At 62.3% G+C, this 21,030-nt stretch carries 16 protein-coding genes and 2 riboswitches; of the genes, 12 read left to right on the top strand and 4 right to left on the bottom strand.

What is annotated here, in order from left to right; all coding sequences use genetic code 11:
- Positions 1-14 precede the first annotated feature (14 nt).
- The 6 genes from ychF to H3V04_RS03420 all read left to right on the top strand — a co-directional run bounded on the left by ychF (position 15) and on the right by H3V04_RS03420 (position 6,668).
- On the top strand, positions 15-1,121 hold the full coding sequence (ychF, locus tag H3V04_RS03445) for a redox-regulated ATPase YchF (RefSeq protein ID WP_029678472.1): 1,107 nt from the start codon (positions 15-17) through the stop codon (positions 1,119-1,121).
- Entirely contained in the window at positions 1,118-1,918 is an 801-nt protein-coding gene (locus tag H3V04_RS03440) for an alpha/beta fold hydrolase (RefSeq protein WP_198187193.1), read from the top strand. The genes ychF and H3V04_RS03440 overlap by 4 nt, the downstream gene beginning before the upstream one ends.
- Before the next feature lie 54 nt (positions 1,919-1,972).
- Positions 1,973-2,776: a L,D-transpeptidase gene (locus H3V04_RS03435; RefSeq protein ID WP_198187192.1), complete on the top strand. Its 804-nt coding sequence runs from the start codon at positions 1,973-1,975 to the stop codon at positions 2,774-2,776.
- A gap of 521 nt (positions 2,777-3,297) precedes the next feature.
- The gene (locus H3V04_RS03430; protein ID WP_198187191.1) at positions 3,298-5,076 is read left to right on the top strand and encodes a DUF6119 family protein; all 1,779 of its coding nucleotides are present in this window, start codon (positions 3,298-3,300) and stop codon (positions 5,074-5,076) included.
- A 214-nt stretch (positions 5,077-5,290) separates the two neighbouring features.
- Positions 5,291-5,539, top strand: coding sequence for a L,D-transpeptidase family protein (locus tag H3V04_RS03425; RefSeq protein WP_198187190.1), 249 nt, complete (start codon positions 5,291-5,293; stop codon positions 5,537-5,539).
- A gap of 121 nt (positions 5,540-5,660) precedes the next feature.
- Entirely contained in the window at positions 5,661-6,668 is a 1,008-nt protein-coding gene (locus H3V04_RS03420) for a bile acid:sodium symporter family protein (RefSeq protein WP_198187189.1), read from the top strand.
- A gap of 32 nt (positions 6,669-6,700) precedes the next feature.
- Here the strand turns inward: H3V04_RS03420 and H3V04_RS03415 are convergent, their stop codons facing one another.
- From H3V04_RS03415 to H3V04_RS03400, 4 genes are all read right to left on the bottom strand, one after another.
- Positions 6,701-7,081 (bottom strand): CrcB family protein, encoded by a 381-nt coding sequence (locus H3V04_RS03415; protein ID WP_198187188.1) that lies wholly within the window; start codon positions 7,079-7,081, stop codon positions 6,701-6,703.
- Positions 7,078-7,515 carry a CrcB family protein gene (locus H3V04_RS03410; protein WP_198187187.1) on the bottom strand — a complete coding sequence of 146 codons (438 nt, stop codon included), beginning with the start codon at positions 7,513-7,515 and terminating at the stop codon, positions 7,078-7,080. Before H3V04_RS03410 ends, H3V04_RS03415 begins: the two co-directional genes overlap by 4 nt.
- A gap of 89 nt (positions 7,516-7,604) precedes the next feature.
- A riboswitch (Fluoride riboswitch) is annotated at positions 7,605-7,677 on the bottom strand.
- A 47-nt stretch (positions 7,678-7,724) separates the two neighbouring features.
- Complete coding sequence (locus tag H3V04_RS03405) at positions 7,725-9,077, bottom strand: nitrate/sulfonate/bicarbonate ABC transporter ATP-binding protein (RefSeq protein ID WP_373564657.1); 1,353 nt, start codon at positions 9,075-9,077, stop codon at positions 7,725-7,727.
- A 20-nt stretch (positions 9,078-9,097) separates the two neighbouring features.
- Positions 9,098-10,837, bottom strand: coding sequence for an ABC transporter permease subunit (locus H3V04_RS03400; protein WP_198187505.1), 1,740 nt, complete (start codon positions 10,835-10,837; stop codon positions 9,098-9,100).
- 97 nt (positions 10,838-10,934) lie between these two features.
- A riboswitch (M-box (ykoK) riboswitch) is annotated at positions 10,935-11,093 on the bottom strand.
- A 133-nt stretch (positions 11,094-11,226) separates the two neighbouring features.
- Between H3V04_RS03400 and H3V04_RS03395 the strand changes: the two genes are divergently transcribed.
- From H3V04_RS03395 to mfd, 6 genes are read left to right on the top strand one after another with little or no spacing between them, the layout of a single operon-like run.
- Complete coding sequence (locus H3V04_RS03395; protein ID WP_198187185.1) at positions 11,227-11,859, top strand: NAD(P)H-dependent oxidoreductase; 633 nt, start codon at positions 11,227-11,229, stop codon at positions 11,857-11,859.
- On the top strand, positions 11,856-13,019 hold the full coding sequence (locus tag H3V04_RS03390) for a glycosyltransferase family 4 protein (protein ID WP_198187184.1): 1,164 nt from the start codon (positions 11,856-11,858) through the stop codon (positions 13,017-13,019). The genes H3V04_RS03395 and H3V04_RS03390 overlap by 4 nt, the downstream gene beginning before the upstream one ends.
- Before the next feature lie 9 nt (positions 13,020-13,028).
- Positions 13,029-16,235, top strand: coding sequence for a UPF0182 family protein (locus H3V04_RS03385; protein ID WP_198187183.1), 3,207 nt, complete (start codon positions 13,029-13,031; stop codon positions 16,233-16,235).
- Positions 16,232-16,762, top strand: a complete 531-nt coding sequence (locus H3V04_RS03380) for a GNAT family N-acetyltransferase (protein WP_198187182.1) — start codon at positions 16,232-16,234, stop codon at positions 16,760-16,762. Before H3V04_RS03385 ends, H3V04_RS03380 begins: the two co-directional genes overlap by 4 nt.
- Before the next feature lie 40 nt (positions 16,763-16,802).
- A complete protein-coding gene (gene pth / locus H3V04_RS03375; RefSeq protein WP_198187181.1) occupies positions 16,803-17,402 on the top strand; it encodes an aminoacyl-tRNA hydrolase in 600 nt (199 codons plus the stop codon).
- Entirely contained in the window at positions 17,392-20,994 is a 3,603-nt protein-coding gene (gene mfd / locus H3V04_RS03370; protein WP_198187180.1) for a transcription-repair coupling factor, read from the top strand. Before pth ends, mfd begins: the two co-directional genes overlap by 11 nt.
- The last annotated feature ends 36 nt before the right edge of the window (positions 20,995-21,030 follow it).

The raw sequence follows: 21,030 nt of genomic DNA, 5'->3' as shown, positions 1-21,030 counted from the left end.
ATAGACTGGTACATATGTCGTTAACCATAGGAATCGTCGGGCTGCCCAACGTCGGCAAGTCCACACTCTTCAACGCCCTCACCCGCAACAACGTTCTGGCGGAGAACTACCCCTTCGCCACCATCGAGCCCAACACCGGCATCGTGCCCCTGCCCGACGACCGGCTGCCAGTCCTGGCCAAGCTGGTCCACACAGACAAGATCGTGCCAGCCACGGTCACCTTCGTGGACATCGCCGGCATCGTCAAGGGGGCCTCGGAGGGGGAGGGGCTGGGCAACCAGTTCCTGGCCAACATCCGCGAGGCCGATGCCATCTGCGAGGTGGTTCGCGCCTTCAATGACGACGACATCGTCCACGTCAACGGCAAGGTGGATCCGGCCGACGACATCGACACCATCAACACCGAGCTGATCCTGGCCGACATGCAGACCATCGACAAGGCCCTGCCCAAGCTGGAGAAGGACCAGCGCGGCGGCAAGATCAAGCCCGCCTACCTGGACACCGTTCGCAAGGCCAAGGAGATTCTGGGCCAGGGGCGGACCATCGACCAGGCGGCCCAGGCCGGGGACATCGACAAGGACGAGCTCTACGACCTGCATCTGATGACCGCCAAGCCCTTCATCTACGTCTTCAACGTGGACGACGACGAGCTGCAGAACGAGGACATGAAGAAGCAGCTGGCCGACTCCGTGGCTCCTGCGCCTGCCATCTTCCTGAACGCCCAATTCGAGTCCGAGCTGACCGAGCTGGACGAGGCCGACGCCCGCGAGATGCTGACCGATGCCGGGCTCAAGGAGTCCGGCCTGGACCAGCTGGCCCGGGTGGGCTTCGACATTCTTGGCCTGCAGACCTTCCTGACCGCCGGGGTCAAGGAGGTGCGCGCCTGGCAGATCCACAAGGGCTGGACCGCCCCCCAGGCTGCCGGGGTCATCCACACCGACTTCGAGAAGGGCTTCATCAAGGCCGAGGTGGTCTCCTACGACGACTTCGTGGCCGCCGACGGGTCCTACGCCAAGGTGCGCGAGGAGGGCAAGATGCGCCTTGAGGGCAAGGACTACGTCATGCAGGACGGCGACATCGTGGAGTTCAAGACCGGCATTCCCTCCGGTTCCAAGAAGTGAGCGCCAGGCCCGGGTTCGCCATTCGTCGGGGTCATGGGCTGCCGCTGATCTTTGTGCATGGGTCAGGTGTGGACCACCACATCTTCGACGATCTGGACCCCGTCTTCGAGCGGGTGGGTGGCTTTGAGCGAATCTACCTGGACCAGCCCGGCTTTGGCCGCACACCGCCCGACCCGTCCATCCTCGACCTGGACGGTCTGGCCCGGTGGCTGGATGATCAGGTGGACATTTTCAGTGGTGGCGGCCCCTTCGCCCTGGTGGGCAACTCCCTGGGTGGGCTGCTCAGCCGCCATGCCGCCGCCGGTCGACTGGACCGCTGCCGGGGGATGGCTCTGCTCTCCTCGGTGGTCGACCCTGTGACGGCACACAGGCGCCTGCCCCCGCGTCAGGTGCTGGTCCGGGATGACCAGGGTCTGGCCGACGTGGACGAGTTCACCAGGCATGCCTACCGACAGATGGCCGTGGTGGAGTCCCGGGAGCACCTGGAGGCCTACCAACGCACCATCATGCCTGGCATTCGTTCGGCCGATGCCGACACGGTGGCTCGAATGGAGGGGCACTACCAGCTGGATATGGAATTCGACCAGGTTTGGTCCGGATTCATAGCCCCTGTGCTCTTTGTCTGCGGCCGCCAGGACGACCGTGTGGGCTACCTGGACCAATTCGACCTGGCCTGCCGCTTCCCCCGGGCCTCCTACTCGGTGTTGGACCAGGCCGGCCACAATGTGCAGATCGAGCAGACCGCCCTGGTGTGCGACCTGCTGGAGGATTGGGCCAGGCAGGTGCTGAAAGGCTGAGTCCTCCCTGGTTTCTTTCGCCACTACAATGAACTGTGCATACAGGTTCGTTCGATGGCGACGAAGGGGAAGGACATGGCTGTCTGGGGATTGCAAAGCAAGCGCCTTAAGCGGCGTGTGCTTGCCATGCTCCGTTGGCTGCTGGACCCTGTCCGCCGCACGCCTGTGGTGGTGACAACCGCCCTATTGACGTTGCTGCTGACAGTCCTGATCGTCAACCTGATCCAGCCGGCGGATGCGGCCCATGCGGAACGTTCAGCAGGTGCGAGCGCTTCCAGCACAGCCACCGTTTCGGCGAGACAATTTCCCAAGGCGCATCATTCCGGTAAATCCGAGTCCTCCGCTTCATCAGCGAAAAAAGAACAAGCAGGGGAGCGGACAAAGGTTCAGAAGACCGAGCCTGCTGGCGCATCTGCTCAGCCTGTCGATTGGCTCAAGCCTTCGCAGCAGGTCGATTACCCGGATCCTGCGGTCCATCCTGGCCTCTCCCTGGAGGTCAGCCTTCAGGATCAGCGGGTCTATGTGCGCGACGGGTCTCAACTGCTCTACACCATGTACGCCTCGACGGGCATGGACGATTCCACGCCCAAGGGCAGCTTCCGCATCCAGTCTGAGCGCGGCGACCACTTCTACAACCCCAGGGAGGGGATGGGCGCCCGTTACTACACCAGCTTTCTGAACCACGGGGTCTTCCTCTTCCACTCGGTCCCCACTGATTCCAGCGGCAGCTACATCAAGGAGGAGGCCGATATGCTGGGCATCCGCCCTGGCTCCCACGGCTGCATCCGACTGACGGTGCCCGACGCTCGGTGGATCATGCAGTCCGTGCCCACCGGCACGCCCGTCCTGGTCAAGTGAATTCCATAGCCCTCTGTGCAGTCCGCAGCAACAACACGGGATTATGTGCTGACGCATGTGCCTTGGGTTTCTGATTTTGCATTTGCCAAAAGAGAACAATAGAAAAATGACTAGGAAGTATACGTCCTGCGATGTCATTTTATTGAACAATCGTTTGTCACTTTTAGCAAATTCGCATCAGAGTCGACTAGAGCTTAACTTGTTTCGTTGCCTATTCTCTGAAATATCATCTTTTTTATGTTTAGATGATGTTGAATGTTTTATATTCACGACATTTACCGTCATTGTGAGCACTATAAGTTACTACATCAGTATTTGTAACTCTTGTTTTCCGGATAGCCGCGTATTCTCGTATAAGTGCGAAGCTTGTTTTAAAACTAATTCTGACTATCTACCGTCTCCCTAGTTACTAAAATTTACTAATTAAGCCTTATAGTAGGTGCAGCATGATAATTTTCACTTAATTGTCTGCCCTAATAAATAAGAGCAAATCTTTGGTGATACTGAAGGGGGAACACAGATTGGCAAGGAAGCCCAGCACAGAAACTCGTATGACGTTGTACCGCCTCATAGGCTTGCCCTCATATGATGCCGCGATACGCGCTAAATATCAGCAGTCAGATGATGATGAATATGACAATAGTGAAGAAGTTGTCCATGTTGCGGAAACAGAGGCTTATCTTTACTGGAGCACCGTTAATCATGATCAGGCTAATTGGACTGATACCGTAAAAGGGCTTACTAAAAAAGAACTGAGAGTGGGGAATGCTACAGCCTCAGCAGTTCTCATTATTCCAGATGCGGATAGTACTCAGTCTGTATCAGGAGCTGAGTTGGTATCGGGCACTGAATCAAGCAACGACAATGATTCGGCTAAGACCGGTAAGAAAACAACTTCTTTTTCTGCTTGGGCAATAACCTTTGGAATGGGTTTTCAGATGCTTGAACCGCAATACGTAGATCCTAGGTTTGGGTTACGTGTAGCAATTAGATGTGCAAAACCTGCTGGTTTAAATGTTCTTAGCAAGACAACTCTCGATGAGAGACCTGAAATGATTCGCTCAACGATACCTGCGGGTGCGGAACTCAGAAGTTTCGGATTTGAGGAACTCGGTGATTTTTCAACAAAACTCGTCGCTGAAGCACACATAGACGGCATTGGTGACTCTAAGAAACCGATAAAACTCAGAGGGGCAGACTCGTTAAGCATTCCTCTCTCCAAGTCACCGGAAAAATTATTAATGAACTTGGAGCAGATCAAGGCGGTGCTTGACCGAAAACCCGCGAGTTCTGAACTCGCTGCATTAGAGCATCTTTCATTGGTTAAAAACAAGGCAATGAAAAACGAACTCGATCGGTGTCTTATTAAAGCTATCGGAGAGAAGAGCGACCAAGTGGCCCTCTCATATCCCTATGAAATCATTGATGATTTCGGACAAGTCGAAAGTTTCAGAATCTTTGGTACTGGAGATAGACAGCATTATGATTATCTGCCTACATTAAACAATATTCTTAAACCGCTTCAAGAAGTAGATGAGAAGGAGCGATTAAATAGACTTCAAAAGATATATATTGTCCTTTTTAAGGGTCCCGACGACTCAGATGTTAGCAGTCCAAAAATTCCTCTAAAAAAATGGTTTACATTCCAGAAAACTATCGGCGACAAGAGGTATTTTTTGCAAAATAATCGCTGGTATGTCATGGACAGCGATTACATTGCGAATCTTCAAAAACAGGTAAAAACAATCTTTGATCGTGGGCCATACTTTAAGAACCTTCCCGATTGGCCTATATATGAAATACCGGAAGATGGGAATGCTCAAAGGAAGGCAAATGCTGAATTAAATTACAACAAGCAGCTCTCAAATAGACTCGGTGGACTTTGTCTTGACCAGCAGCTAATCCGACCGGAAAACCATGGTTCAGGGATCGAAGCCTGTGATGTGTTAATGCCTCATGGTGTCTTCGTCCATGTTAAAAATGTATCGTCTTCTGCCCCGGCAAGTCATCTACTGGCTCAAGCTCTTGTTTCAACGGAAGTACTGCGAACCAACGAGGAAGCACAGAAGCTTCTCCAAGAGAAGATTAAAGAAATCGCACCAAGCGGTGTTGACCTTCAGAAATATGAGACGAAACCTCGTCGTGTCGTTATTGTTATAGCGAAGGATGATAAGCCGATAACTGCCGGTACGCTTTTCACATTCACCAAAATCAATCTTGTCAGACATGACCAGGAACTCGCCAGCATGAATGTAGAACTGAATATTGCTCCTGTGGTTCGAAAGAAGCAGCCTATGTGAGCTTGTCTATGTCCGTAGTTACTTGATTTCCCTAGTTGCTTGCATACCTTATTGTTTCAAGGATCTTTGGTTTGAATGTTCCTCAGTTTCATATGCAAAATGCAGATTATTTGTGTTTCCCTGAATATGAGACAATAGCGGACCCAAGCGAGGTCCTTAACATTATTGATTAGTTTGTTTGCGCCGCTTTAGATAATTCCCCCGGTTGTAGCCTGTGTCAAACGGGGGACTGAGTACTCACCAAAACAACGGATATGGAACTTATATCAAGTATAAAAGGAATCCAGAGTATCTGGATTATCGCCACTCGGTCCCCACAGATTCCAAGGGCAGCTACATCAAGGAGGAGGCCGATATGCTGGGCATCCGCCCTGGCTCCCACGGCTGCATCCGACTGACGGTGCCTGATGCTCGGTGGATCATGCAGTCCGTGCCCACCGGCACGCCCGTCCTGGACAACTGAATTCCAGTCGGAGCCGGAACGGCCTCGTCCAAAATGTGACCATTCGCCGTCGCGCCTGCCCTCGGTTTTCTAACTTTGCTCTACCACATAGAGAACTATCGAGAGGAAGTGGTCAGGAATCATGCAAAAGGTGCAGCGGTTCAGTGACTGGTTGACTAAGTGGTTCATCCTGGTGGTCCTAGCGTGGGCCGCCATCAACTTCTTTGTCCCGCAGATTAGCATTTGGGCCCGCAGCTACACCAACTACTTCCTGAGCATTATTCTCTTCGGCATGGGACTGACCCTGAGCCTGGACGACTTCAAGCGAATCGTCAAGATGCCGCTCATGGTCATCGTCGGCACCATAGCCCATTACCTGATCATGCCCCTGCTGGCCGTGCTGCTCTGCCGCATTTTCCGGCTGGACGGCATGATCGCCGTGGGAGTCATCCTGGTGGGCTGCTGCCCCTCGGGGACCTCCTCCAACGTCATGTCCTACCTGTCGCGCGGCGACGTGGCCCTGGACGTGTCCATAGGCCTGCTCTCCACCCTGTGCGCGCCCTTCATGATCCCCATGCTGATGAACCTGCTGGCCAGCCAGTATGTGGCCATCCCCACCAAGCAGCTCTTCCTGACCGCCCTTGAGGTGGTGCTGATCCCCATCGCCCTGGGCCTGGCCGTCCACGCCATCTTCAAGGAGAAGGTGCAGAAGGTGACCGTGGCCCTGCCGGCCGTCTCGCAGATCGCCATCCTGGTCATCATCGGTGTGGTCGTCTCGGTCAACCATGCCAAGCTCTTCACCGCCGCCACCGCCCTGGTCCTGCCGGTGGTCATGCTCCACAACCTGTGCGGATACGGTCTGGGCTTCCTCTTCAGCCGGCTCATGTACCGCATCTACCCCAAGGGGTTCCGCTACGCCCAGCAGAAGGCAATAACCTTCGAGGTGGGTATGCAGGATTCGGGACTGGGTGCGACCCTGGCCCTGCAGGCCTTCGCAGCCGACCCGATTGTGGCCATCCCCTCCACCTTCTTCAGCGTCTGGCACAACATCTCCGGCTCGGTGCTGTCCGCCTGGTGGCGTCGGCATGACGACCGTCTGGGGATTGCCGCAGACTCCGCCCAGGGTCGTCCGGAACCGGTTCGTGCCTGATTCTCGAACGCCTTGATTGCTGGCTGGATCTGCTACATGCCCGGTCCGGCCAGCAGGAACCCAAGGACCGTCAGCAGAGGCGGCAGAAAGATTGAAGCTGCCAGATAGCCCAGAGCCGCCAGGTGCCGTCTCTGCCGGGTCAGGGCCAACACTTCGTTGACCGCTGTCGAGAAGGTGGAGAAGCCGCCCAGCAGTCCTGTGGCCAGCAGCAGCCGTCCCCAGGCGGGCAGTCCGTGGAAGGCGGCCAGGGCAGCCACCAGCCCTGCGGCCAATCCGGCCAACAGGTTGATGATCATGGTCGCTAGGGGCAGGTCCACCTGCCAGCGGGCTTTGACCAGGGTATCGAGCAGGTAGCGCAGTCCGGCCCCCAGGCCGCCGCACAGGCAAATCAGCAACGTAAACGTAATGGTCATCGCACACCCGCCTGGATGCGTGCGGCCAAACGCGCTCCCAGCCCTGCCATGGCCCAGGAGACCAAGAGGCCTCCGACGAAGGAGACCAGCAGGTAGGCAAGGGCTGCCTGGACTTGACCGCCCGACAAGCCTTGGACCAGTTCCAGCGAGAGCGTGGACATGGTCGACAGTCCTCCACACAGGCCCATGCCCAGGCCCTTGTCGGTCAGCTGTCTTCGGCGCGCATGCCTGCTTTTGGGCAGCCCGGCCAGGAAGGCGGTCAGCAGGGCGTAGCCTGCGCAAGCGATCAGGTTGGCCAGGAGGGTTCCCGGATGCAGTGGGCCGCTCTGGCCCGGCAGCAGGCTTAGGGCGTACCGGCAGCCGGTGCCCAGGGTTCCGCCCAGCATCACCACCAGGGCCGTGGCCATGTCAGGTCCGGTAGGGGGTTTGGTCATGGAAGGTCTCGGTTCCCGACGAATCAGCATCCGCAGGGTCGGGCTGAAAGACATGTGCCTGCACCCGGCCCACAGACGGGTCGTCGAATCATGGTGCAGGAACTATCAGCAGTTTGCGGTTCGGGGCTCAAGCCCCGGGCGGGTTCCATCGCCCGAGGCTCATTCTAGGGGCGCCAGAGGACCGTGATTTCCGTACTTGCTGCAGTTGTTCATTCGGTGTGATTCTCGGGGTCCAGGGTCAGCCGGTCGTCGTCGGCGTCGTAATCGAAAAGCTCGCCGTAGCGGCCCCAGGTGATGGCGGTGTCGAACTGCTGGACGGCCTCCTTGTCCGAGTGGTGGGCCCGCAGCAGGTCCAGGATCAGGGAGCCATGCAGGCTCTTGTCGTCGCTGTTCTTCAGGGCCCGGTCGATGATGCGGATCAGCGGGACGTGGTCCATCAGCATCTTTGAGAACATCTCCTTGCTCTCCAGAATGTCCGCGTCGTGCCAGGCCCGGCCCTGGTCGGTCAGCCTGACGTGCCCGTTGTCCGCCTGGAAGATGCCCAGCATGAGCCCGGCGTCGATCAGGGGGAAGAGGTCGTCCACCTCGAAGGAGAGCTTGGCCGCCAGGTCGGCCAGGTCCATGCCGTTGGGCTGGTTGACCATGACATCGGCCAGACCGGCCAGGCCGCCGGGGGTGGCGTCGGGCAGGTTGCGCTCGGCGGTGTCCTCGTCCCGCACCGAGTCCCGCACGGCCTGGCGGTTGCGCACCTTGGTCTGCAGACGGCGGCGGATGTCCTCGCTGTCGCGCTGGCCGGTCAGGATGGAATAGAGGTAGTCCACGCAGGACTGGAAGAGGTCGGACTGCTTGTCCCGAGGCCTGTCCAGGTTGATGGGCACGTTGGCGATGACCCGGCCCGGATGCGAGTCCAGGACCAGGACCCGGTCGGCCATCTCCACGGCCTCTTCGATGTTGTGGGTGACGATCAGGACCGACTTGACGCTGCCCGCCTCCTCGGACCAGACCTTGAGGACCTCCTGGCGAAGGTTCTCGGCAGTCAGCACGTCCAGGGCCGAGAAGGGCTCGTCCATGAAGAGGGCGTCCGGCTTGAGGACCAGGGCTCGGGCGATGCCCACGCGCTGGCGCATGCCGCCGGAGAGCTCCTTGGGGTAGGCGCTTTCGAAACCGTCCAGACCGATGGCGTCGATGGCGGCCAGGGAGAGTTTCTCGCGTTCCTTCTTGGGCACGCCACGGGCCTGCAGGCCCAGCTCGACGTTGTCCCTGACGGTCAGCCATGGCATCAGGGCGAAGCTCTGGAAGACCAGGGCCACACCGGGGTTGGGCCCGTCCAGCTGCTTGCCCCGGTATTCGACGCTGCCCTTGCTGGCCGGTACCAGGCCGGCCAGGATGCGCAGCAGGGTGGACTTGCCGGCGCCCGAGCGGCCCAGGATGGCCACCACCTCGCCCTCGTGCAGGGTGAAGTCGATGTTGTCCAGAACGGTCAGCTCCGCGCCCTTGTCGGACTGGTAGGTCTTGGTCACGTGCTCGGCCGTGATGATCCCGTTGGAATTGATCTTGGTCATTGTCGAACCTCTCAGACTTCTCATGTCAGGGAATAGCGCCGTTGCGCCAGTGATTGCAGGGGAGACCAGAAGAACCGGTCGGCCAGGACCACGAAGATGCTCATGACGGCCACCCCCAGGATGATGCGTGGGGTGTCGCCGGTGGCGGTCACCTGGGCGATGTAGGCACCCAGGCCCTTGGCCGTCAGCTCGGTCTTGCCGTAGGAGACCACCTCGGAGACGATGGAGGCGTTCCAGGCCCCGCCGGCCGCTGTGATGCCGCCGGTGCACCAGGAGCCGAACAGGGCCGGCAGGATCAGGGTCTTCCATCGCTGCCAGCGGTTCTGGCCCAGGCTGCGCGACATCTCCAGCAGGTCGTCGGGGATGGCCGAGGCCCCGGCGATGACGTTGAAGAGGATGTACCACTGGGTGCCCAGGGCCATGAGCAGGATGCTGCCCCAGTTGATGTCGATCCGCCAGATGATGAAGACCATGGTGACGAAGGGGAAGATGAAGTTGGCCGGGAAGGAGGCCAGGATCTGCACCAGGGGCTGCAAATAGCGGGAGATGCGCGGGTTCATGCCGATCAGGGCGCCGATGGGCACCCAGACGATGGTGCAGACCACCATCAGGATCAGCACCCGCAGGAAGGTCAGCAGACCCAGCTGGAAGACGTGGCCGACCTCGCCCAGGCCCAGCGGGCGGATGACCAGGCGGTCCAGCTGCCAGAGTCCCCACAGGCCAATCAGGGCCAGGCAGGCCCACCAGACCAGGTCGCCTGTCCGCCTGCGTCCGTCGCCACGGCTCCAGCGCGCCCCGGTCCGGCCCAGGGGGCGGGTGATCCGGTCCAGCAGGTCGGCCAGGGGGTGGCCCACCAGGCCCAAGAGGTCCTTGACCCCGGACAGGCGGATGACCGTCAGCACCAGGCTGCGCCGGGGCTCGGTGGACTGGCTGCTGGTGTAGCGGAACTTCTCGGCCCAGGCGGTCAGCGGCTTCCAGAGCAGGAAGTCGATCAATAGGACCACCACAATCATGGTCAGGATGGCCAGGCCCACCTTGCCCAGGTCCTGCTCGGCGGTGGCCTCCTCCACGAAGGAGCCGATACCGGGCAGGGCCAGGGTCCTGTTGTTGACCGAGATCATCTCGGAGGCGGTCAGGAAGAACCAGCCGCCGCCCATGCTCATCATGCAGTTCCAGAGCAGGGGGATCATGGAGTTGGGCACGTCCAGCTTCCAGAAGCGCTGCCAACGGGTCAGGCGCATCAGCCTCACCGCCTCGTCCAGGTCGGAGGGCTCGCTGGTCAGGGAGTTGTAGAAGGAAAAGGCCATGTTCCAGGCCTGGCTGGTGAAGATGGCGAAGATGGAGGCCGCCTCCACGCCCATGATGGACCCGGGGAAGAGGACCAGCCAGATGGAGATGGTGGCCGACAGGAAGCCCAGGACGGGCACCGATTGCAGGATGTCCAGCAGGGGGATGAGTACGGAGCCCAGGCGGCGGGAGCGTGCGGCGGCCAGTCCGTAGAGGAAGGCGAAGACCAGGGAGATGATCAGGGCCGTGAACATGCGGAAGAGGGAGCGAAGCGCGTAATAGGGCAGATTGGCCGGGTCGGTGGAGACGTGCGAGGGTACCCCGGCCGGGCCGATGGGCGCGCCCAGGGCTGGCAGCAGATAGGCTAGGGCCCCCAATAGGACCAGAGCGCCTATGGCTACGGCCAGACCCGTCCATATACGGGTGGAGCGCGATGCCTGGCTACGGTCGTCGTTCAATGGAGAACGGAGCATTCCTGGCAGTGCGACAGTATTCACGATGGCCTCCCTCCAAGGTGCGGAACATCCCTGTCGGCAGCCTCGAAGACGGCGTGGCGATCGGCCATGCGCCGATCATTGTCATCGTTCAAGCTTCGGCTTCGCATGGTATTTGGCCCTGCATTAGTCCCTGCCTTGATCCGACGGGGACTGTTGACCTGCGCGGGGTGTCTCCACCACTTTGCGGCAGCATGCCTTGTCCATGCGGTAGCTTCACCTACCGACCACCCAATAACATAGATGGGCCCAGGAGCAGTGTCAAGCATTTGCCAAACCAGTGTTGCCGTCCTTGCCAGGACTGACAATGACAAGGGTCTGCACGCAGTCGGTGCAGGCGCGAAATGGAATGTAAGGAGCGAATCCCCATGAAGATCGTGGCAGTCACGGCCAACCCCGAACCCAAGAGCCTGACCGATGCGGCGGGCAATGCCCTGCTGGACGGTGCGGCCGAGGGCGGGGCTCGCACCGAGTTGATCGACCTTTGCGCCGAGGGGTTCAATCCCGTCTTCGGCATGGAGGACAGGACCCACTACCTGGGCCAGGGACCCCTGCCCGAGGATGTCCAGGCCATGCAGGAGCGCATCAGGGATGCGGACGTGCTGGCCCTGGTCTTCCCCGTCTACTGGTACAGCATGCCGGCCATCATGAAGGGCTTCATCGACCGGGTCATCTGTCGGGGCTTCGCCTACCACGCTGACGGAACCCCGGGGGCCTTGGCCGGGCGCCGGGTGGAGCTGATCATGCTGACCGGCGGGGAAAAGGAATGGTACCAGTCCAGCGGCGTTGGTGAGGCCCTGGACAACCAGCTGCGCAGGCAGACCTTCCTCAAGTACTGCCAGGTCGCCCAGGTGGAGACCATCTATGTGGACAATCTGGACTCGGGCAACGACGAGCAGCAGGCGCGCGAGGCCGCCGACCGGCACCTGGTGGCCCTGGCCCTCAAGGGTCGTCAGCTGGCTGCAGGGACCGAGCCTGAAGCAGGCCAGGACGCTCAGTGACGCTCAGCATTGGGTTCGTCTTCGATGACACCCTGGATGTGTTTGACGGGGTCCAACAGCACATTCTGACCCTGGGACGGGAGCTGGGCAGGCGGGGCCATAGGGTCCAGTACCTGGTCGGTCAGACCGCCCATCCGCCCGTTGATGGGGTCCACTCCCTGTCCCGCAACGTCATGGTCTCCTTCAACGGCAACAGGATGCGCATACCTCTGCCTGCGCCCAAGGCGCCCATCCGCCGGGTCCTGGAGGCCGGGCACTTCGACCTGCTGCATGTTCAGGCACCCTACAGTCCCTTCCTGGCCGGGCGGGTCATCCGCGCCGCAGACCCTGCAACGGCCCTGGTGGCCACCTATCACATCGCCCCCACAGGGAATCTGCAGCTCTTGGGCGGCCGGCTGCTGGGGATAATCAACCGCCGGACCCATAGACGCATCGACAGGGTCATCGCGGTCTCACCTGTGGCGGCCGGCTATGCAAAGCAGACCGCCGGTGTGCCCAGCAGGGTGGTGGCCAACCCCGTGGACGTGGCCGCCCTGCGCCAGGCCCGTCAGGCCGCCGGCGACCAGGAGGTGGCGCGCCTGCACGGCCAGGGGCCGCATCTGGTCTTTCTTGGACGATTTGTGGCACGCAAGGGGGCAGGGATCCTGCTCTCGGCCCTCCGGGCGGGGGAGCGGGCCGGCATCCTGCCCGAAGGCCTGCATGTGACCATGGCCGGCAAGGGTCCGCTGCTGGAGGACTGCCGTCGACAGGCCGCCGCCCTGCATACCCCGGTGGCCTTCCCCGGTTTTGTGGACGAGAAGGACAAGCCCGCCCTGCTGGCCTCCTCCGACCTGACCGTCTTTCCCTCCACCGGGGGCGAGTCTTTCGGCATCGTCCTGCTGGAGGCCATCGCCTCGGGCACGGCTCCGGTGCTGGCCGGGGACAATCCCGGCTACCGGTCCACCCTGATGGGCGATGAGCGGGCTCTGGTGCCCGTCGACTCGCCCAACACCCCCGAACTGCTGGCCCGGCGAGTTGCCCAGGCCCTGGGGGACCCCTCCTGGAGGCGGAAGGTGCGCCATGACCAGATTGCGCTCCTGGACCGCTACGACGTGACCACCGTGGCCGATCAGGTGGAGGAGGTCTACCGGCAAGCCATTCAAGACCGCCGTCTCATGTAGGGTAGGTACATGTCATTCTTTGATTTCTTCGGTTCCATGTTCGACCCTGAGGGCGGTCCAGGAGGACCAGGCCGGCGTCGCAATGAAGACGACCCGGTCATCCTGCACGTGCAAACCGATGGGGAAGGTCCCGGCCAGGGGGGCGGCGGCACACCCCGTTTTCGCTTCCCCGGACCAGGTGACCCCCGGCTGACTTCCCGCAGAAAGGGCAATGACGGGCCCTCGCGGGGTTCGCGGATCCTGGCCGTGGTTGTGGCAGTCGTCCTGGTCGTCTTCCTGCTCCTGTTCGCGCTCAGCCGCTTCATCACTGACGTCATGTGGTTCTCCCAGCTGGGGGCGGCCCAGATCGTCTGGACCCAGCTGGGCATCAAGGTGGGACTTTGGCTGGCCTATGCCCTGCTGCTGGCCGCGGTGACCCTGCTCTCGGCCATCCTGGCCATTCGCAGCCGTCCCGATTCGCCTGACGGGTCCACCATCAGGGTCAAGGGCGATCTGATCGAGGTAGGCAAAGGAGTCTCCTCACGCACGGCGCTCAAGGTGGCCGTGGTGGTCTCCCTGGTCGTCGGCGTCTTCTTCGGCTTCCAGTTCAACGCGGACTGGAAGCAGGTGCTCCTGCTCTTCAACGCCCAGTCCTTCGGGGTGCGCGACCCCCAGTTCGGCCTGGACAACGGCTTCTATGTCTTCATCCTGCCCGGCCTGCAGCTGCTGGTCTCCTCCCTGCTGATGATGCTGCTGGCGGCCACGGTCTTCAGCCTGGTCACCAACTTCCTTATGGGCGGCATTCGGCTGACCATGCCCGTGCATGGACGCGGCATTCTGGAGATGACCCGTCCCGCCCGTCGTCAGGTGGCCGTCTGGCTGGTCCTGTTCATGCTGGTCTGGGCCGGTGATACCGCACTGGGCGTCTTCGGCAGGCTGACCGAGGAGGGCGATCGGATCACCGGTGCCTCCTACACCTCGGTCAAGGCGGCCATCCCCGTCACCCTGATCATGTCCGTGGTCATGGCCCTGCTGGGCATCATCCTGGCCGTCTGGATTCTGCGCTCTCGCACCCTGGAACCCGGCCGTATCCATGCAGGTTCCCTGGGTTCGGCCGTCAAGCAGTGGCGGGTGCCAGTCCTGGCTGTGGCCGTCACCATCGTCCTGTCCCTGCTGCTGACCGTCTTCTGGCCGGCACTGGTCCAGCGTTTCCGGGTCAACCCGAACGCCCAGGAGATGGAGTCCGCCTACATCCAGCGCAACATCGCCGCCACCACCAAGGCCTATGGTCTGGACAAGCTCAAGACCGAGGCCTATGACGCCACCACCGAGGTCCAGTCGGGCGCCCTCTCCCGTGATGCGGAGACCACCGCCCAGATTCGTCTGCTGGATCCCCAGGTGGTTTCCCCCACTTTCCGCCAGCTGCAGCAGTCCAAGCAGTACTACACCTTCGAGGACACCCTGGCCGTCGACAAGTACGACATCGACGGAGTCAGCCAGGACACGGTCATCGGCGCTCGCGAGCTGGACCTGGAGGGCAACGACAACCGCAACTGGGTCAACGACCACACGGTCTTCACCCACGGCTACGGCATCGTGGCCGCCTACGGCAACAAGGTCACCCCGGACGGGCAGCCCGAGTTCTTCGAGCAGGACATCCCCACCAAGGGCAAGCTGACCGACAGCCAGCACTACGAGCCGCGAATCTACTTCTCGCCCAACGCGCCCGAGTATTCCATCGTCGGCGCGCCACAGGGCTCGTCGGGCTGGGAGTTCGACTATCCCACCGGCTCCAAGGGCGCCACCAACACCTTCAAGGGCAACGGCGGTCCCTCGGTGGGCAACTTCCTGGCCCGGGTCCTCTACGCCATCCGCTTCGGATCCGACCAGATCCTCTTCTCGGACCGCGTCACCCCCGATTCGCAGATCCTCTACAACCGCTCACCCAAGGAGCGTGTGGCCCAGATCGCCCCCTATCTGACCCTGGACGGGCGCGTCTACCCGGCTGTGGTTGACGGACGTGTCAAGTGGATCGTCGACGGCTACACCACCTCTGACGCCTACCCCTACTCCCAGAAGGTGGACTTGGGACCCATCACCCAGGACACGACCACCCTGAGCTCGGAGGCCGTCAAGGGCTTGGGCTCCCAGAAGGCCAACTACATCCGCAACTCCGTCAAGGCTACGGTAGATGCCTACGACGGTTCGGTGGACCTGTATGCCTGGGATGCAAAGGATCCGGTGCTCAAGGCCTGGCAGAAGGTCTTCCCCGGCCAGTTCAAGCCGCTCTCGTCCATCTCGGGCGACCTGATGAGCCACATGCGCTACCCGGAGAGCCTGTTCAAGGTGCAGCGCCAGCTCCTGTCCCAGTACCACGTCAACTCGGCCAGCCAGTTCTTCTCCGGAGAGGACTTCTGGCAGACCCCCGTGGATCCGACCGGGACCAGCAAGGAGCAGACAGCGGGGATCAAGCAGCCTCCCTACTATCTGACCCTGCAGACCCCGGGGACCGACAGGCCCGCCTTCTCACTGACCTCCACCTTCATCCCCGCCGGCACCTCCACCAGGGAGATCCTGACCGGATTCCTGTCCGTGGACTCCGACGCCGGATCGACCAAGGGGGTGATAGGACCGGACTACGGGACCATCCGGCTGATGGAGCTACCTAAGAATTCCAATGTGCCCGGCCCTGGGCAGGCCCAGAACAACTTCAATTCGGATGCTGCGGTCTCCACCGAGCTCAACCTGCTCCAGTCCGGGTCCACCAAGGTCAAACGCGGCAACCTGCTGACCCTGCCCATAGGCGGCGGACTGATCTACATCCAGCCGGTCTACGTGCAGTCCAGCGGCGCCACCAGCTTCCCTCTGCTCAAGCGGGTTTTGGTGGCCTTCGGAGACAAGGTCTCCTCCTCGGCGACGCTGGATGCGGCCCTTGACAAGACCTTCCAGGGCAACTCGGGCGCATCGGCAGGTGATGCCGACAATACCGGACGCACCAATTCCGACGCTGACCAGAGCGGGCAATCCGGTAAGGCCCCTGACAAGACCACCGGGTCCGGCGGGGCATCGGCGACAGGAGGGCAGGCCATGAAACAGGCCCTGGACAAGGCCAACCAGGCCATGAGCGACGGCGATGCCGCCCTGAAGAAGGGCGACTTCAGCGCGTACGGCGAGGCGCAGAACCGCCTGCGTGAAGCCCTCAAGGAAGCCTCCGACCAGGAGGGCGGCAACAAGTGAGCGCCACCCCGCGCATCCGGCTCTGCCGTCGCGGGGACCTGGAGGCGGTCACCGCCATCTACAACCAGGCGGTCATGGACGGTGGTTCCACAGCGGATACGGCCCCGGTCAGCCTGGACCAGCGCCTGCAGTGGTGGCTGGGCCACGAGCCGGACCAGGGCCATCCGGTCCTGGTCCTGGAGCAGGAGGGCAAGGTGCTGGCCTTCGGCTCCCTGTCGGCCTACTACGACCGGTCCGGCTACCAGGAGACCTGCGAGCTGGGCTACTACGTGGACCGCGACAGCCGTGGCCGGGGCCTGGGGGCCCTGATGGTCCATTCCCTGCTGGAGTGCGCCCAGCAGGAGGGCATGCGTCTGGCCGTGGCCATCATCTTCGATGACAACTCGGCCTCCAAGGCCCTGCTGCAGCGGTTCGGGTTCAGCCGCTTCGGCCTCCTGCCCCAGGCCGCCTGGGACAGGTTCGCCCTGCATGATGTCTCCTACTGGAGCCTGTCCCTTGAGCGAAACGGGGTCGGGGAGCCTGTGTAGAATCTCACCGTCCCGTTTGAGAGCAGGAGGTATCACCTACATGGCATCCGATTTCTGGCTGATAGCCGGACTGGGCAACCCGGGTGACGAGTATGAGGGCACCAGGCACAACATGGGCTTCATGTGCGCCGATCTGCTGGCCGAACGATGGTCGGTCAACCTGCGCGACCACAAGGGTCTGGCCCAACTGGGCCGTGGCACCCTGGATCTTGACGAACGGCGCATACCTTTCTTCCTGGCCAAGCCGCTGACCTTCATGAACGACTCCGGCGATGCCCTGGCCTCCATCTGCTCCTATTACCACATACCGGTTGGCCGGGTCGTGGTCATCCATGACGACATGGACCTGGAGTTCGGCCGAATCAAGGTCAAGGCTGGTGGGTCCTCGGGCGGGCACAACGGCATCCGCTCCATCGACCGCTCTTTGGGCAGCAACGCATACGCCCGGGTTCGCATGGGCGTGGGACATGCCCGGAGAGGCCCGGAGGCCCACCGCCGCACTGTGGACTGGGTCCTGGGCACCTTTGTCGGCGATCAGCGCAAACGTCTGCCCGAGTTTCTGGCCGACGGCGCGGATGCCGCAGAAATCGTCATTACCAAGGGCCTCAGCCAGGCTCAGGAGCAGTTCAATGGTCGATGAGGATACCCAGAAGTCGGAGCGCAAGGAATCGTTGAACGGGTCCCTGCGTCCTCTGTTGGACGACCTGCAGGCGGATGCTGCCTTCAAGAGGTTGGTCCAAGGGGACTCCGAACCTGCGGCTGACACCGACACCTCCCTTATGGTCCAGGCTCCCCAGGGCATCAGGCCGGCCCTGGCCGCCGCAGCAGCCGTACGGGCACCGGTCGTCCTGGTTGTCCCCTCCGAGCGTGACGCCCAGGAGATGACCGGTGCCATCCGCTCCTGGTATGAGGGCGACCCGGGTGACGTAGCCCTGCTGCGCTCCTGGGAGACCCTGCCTCACGAGCGGCTCTCGCCCCGGGCAGACACCGTGGCCTCCCGGATGGCCGTCTTCAGGCGGCTGGCCCATCCGGTCCAGGACGATCCCGACTTCGGACCCATCCGCATCCTGGTCATGCCCGTGCGCTCCCTGCTGCAGCCGGTGGTCAAGGGTCTGCAGGATGTGGAGCCCCTGGTCTTCCTGCGCGGCCAGGAGCTGCCCCTGGACCAGGCGGTCGAAGCCCTGGTCCGCAATGCCTACACCCGGGTGGACCTGGTCATGGAGCGCGGCCAGTTCGCCGTTCGAGGCGGCATCCTGGATGTCTTCGTCCCCACCATGGCCCACCCGGTGCGCATCGAGTTCTTTGGCGACGAGGTGGACACCATCCGCAGCTTCCATGCCTCCGACCAGCGCACCTACGGCAACGACCTGGACCGGATCTGGGCGCCGCCCTGCCGCGAGCTGCAGCTGACCGACCAGGTCCGCGCCCGTGCCCGCTCCCTGATCGGGAGCATTCCCAACGCCGACGACATGCTGGAGTCCATCGCCCAGGCCATTCCGGTGGAGGGCATGGAATCCCTTCTGCCTGCCCTGGTCGACGACCTGGTGCCGGTGGGGTCCATGCTGCCCGAGGGCGCTCTGATTCTGCTGTCGGAACCGCAGCTGCTGGCCCGGTCCGCCCAGGACCTGGTCAAGACCGCCAACGAGTTCCTGGCCGCCAGCTGGCATGTGGCCGCCTCAGGACAGGGCTCGGGCGCGCCCATCAGCTTCGACAGGGCCAGCTTCCTGGACTACGACGAGGTCATCACATCCCTGGAGTACCGCAAGGGGGAGGTCTGGAAGCTGACCGACCTGTCGGTGGATCCGGACCGTGAGGGGGCCGAGCGTCTGGATGCCCTGGCACCTGACCAGTACCGCGGCGACGAGGACCGGGCCGCCTCGGGCATCGCTTCCCTGCTGGAGCGCGGCGACCGGGTTGTGGTGACCGCTCCGGCTCAGGGGACGCTCAGCCGTCTGCGTCGGGCCGTGCAGACCACCGGTGTTGTCGGGGTGGAGTACCACCGCTCCCTGGCTGTGGACGGCTTCGTGGACCAGTCCGCCCATCTGGCCCTGCTGACCGAACGTGACCTGACCGGCCGTACCAGCGTGGCCGCTGGAAGCAAGACCTCCAACCGTCGGCGCAAGGCCATCGACCTGGACGAGCTCAAGCCCGGCGACTACGTGGTCCACGACCAGCACGGCATCGGCCGCTTCCTGGGCATGCGTCAGCGCAGCGTGGGCGTGGGCCCCAGCAAGGGCAGCCGGGAGTATCTGGTTTTGGAGTACGCCCCCTCCAAGCGCAATGCCCCGCCTGACAAGCTCTTCGTGCCGGCCGACCAACTGGACCAGGTCAGCCGATACATCGGCGCCGAGATCCCCAGGCTCAACAAGCTGGGCGGATCCGACTGGTCGGCCACCAAGGCCAAGGCCCGCAAGCACGTCCACAAGATCGCCCAGGGCCTCGTCAAGCTCTACTCGGCCCGGCAGCGCACCAAGGGTTTCGCCTTCAGCCCGGACACCCCCTGGCAGAAGGAGCTGGAGGACGCCTTCCCCTACCAGGAGACCCCCGACCAGCTGACCGCCATCGACGAAGTCAAGGCCGACATGGAGAAGCCGGTGCCCATGGACCGGCTGATCTGCGGGGATGTGGGCTTCGGCAAGACCGAAATAGCCATTCGTGCCGCCTTCAAGGCCGTCCAGGACGGCAAGCAGGTGGTGGTCCTGGTGCCCACGACCCTGCTGGTCCAGCAGCACTACCAGACCTTCACCGAGCGCTTCGAGGGCTTCCCGGTGGATGTGGCCGCCATGAGCCGCTTTCAGACCGCCAAGGAGAACCAGGCCACCATGGAGGGCCTGGCCAGCGGAGCCGTGGATGTGGTCATCGGCACCCACAAGCTGCTCAACCCGCGCATCCGCTTCAAGGATCTGGGCCTGATGATCGTGGACGAGGAGCAGCGCTTCGGCGTGGAGGCCAAGGAGACCCTCAAGGCCATGCGGACCAACGTGGATGTCCTGTCCCTGTCGGCCACGCCCATTCCCCGCACCCTGGAGATGGCGGTGACCGGCATCCGGGAGATGTCCACCCTGGCCACGCCCCCCGAGGACCGTCTGCCTGTCCTGACCTATGTGGGCGCCTACGAGGATGCCCAGGTGACGGCGGCCATTCGCCGCGAGCTGCTGCGTGGGGGGCAGATTTTCTACATCCACAACCGGGTGGAGGACATCGGCAAGGTCTCGGCCAAGGTACAGACCCTGGTCCCCGAGGCCAGGGTGGGCGTGGCCCACGGCAAGATGGGGGAGAAGCAGCTGGACGGGGTCATCCGCGACTTTTGGCACCGGGACATCGATGTGCTGGTCTGCACCACCATCGTCGAGACCGGCCTGGATATACCCAACGCCAACACGCTGATCGTGGACCGGGCCGACCGCTTCGGGCTCTCCCAGCTCCACCAGCTGCGCGGCCGGGTGGGACGAGGCAGGGAGCGCGCCTACGCCTACTTCCTCTATGACCCCAGCAAGCCCATGACCCAGACCGCCCACGACAGGCTGGCCACCATCGCCCAGAACACGGCCCTGGGGTCCGGCTACGACGTGGCCATGAAGGACCTGGAGCTGCGCGGCACCGGCAACCTGCTGGGCGACGAGCAGTCCGGCCACATCGAGGGGGTCGGCTTCGACCTCTACGTGCGCATGGTCTCCGAGGCGGTGGAGGAGTACAAGGAGCCCGGGCGGACCGAGCCGGTCACCGTCAGCATCGACCTGCCCCTGGAGGCCTCCATTCCGGTGGACTACATCGACTCAGACAAGCTGCGTCTGGAGGCCTACCGCAAGCTGGCCTCGGCCCGCAACGAGCAGGACCTGCGCGACCTGCACGAGGAGCTGACCGACCGCTACGGTCGTCCGCCGGCCCAGTTCGACACCCTATTCGCGGTGGCCAGGCTCCGGGCCAAGGCTCGCTCCCTGGGCATTGTGGAGATTGCCTCCCAGGGCTCCAGGGTGCGGATCAGGCCCGTTGCCATGCCCGACTCCCTCCAGGCCAGGATTGCACGCATCTACAAGGGCAGCCAGTACCGCCCGGTGACGCAGACCCTGCTGATCCCGGCGCCCTTCGCGGGCTCCCTGGGTTCGGGACCCATGGATTCGGCGGCTATGACCGCCTGGGTGGACATCCTGCTGGACGACCTGGCCTGGGGGCTGCCCAAGTCCTCCGATGATGGCACGCCAGCGGGTCCCGCGCCCGTCCAACAAAACTAGTATCCTGTAAGAGACATCACAACAACTTATTGAAGG

It is taken from the genome of Bifidobacterium sp. M0353 (genome assembly GCF_016100645.1).
Taxonomy (GTDB): Bacteria; Actinomycetota; Actinomycetes; order Actinomycetales; family Bifidobacteriaceae; genus Bombiscardovia; species Bombiscardovia choladohabitans.
Note: the sequence above shows the minus strand (reverse complement) of the source record. Positions and strands in the feature narration are given on the sequence as shown.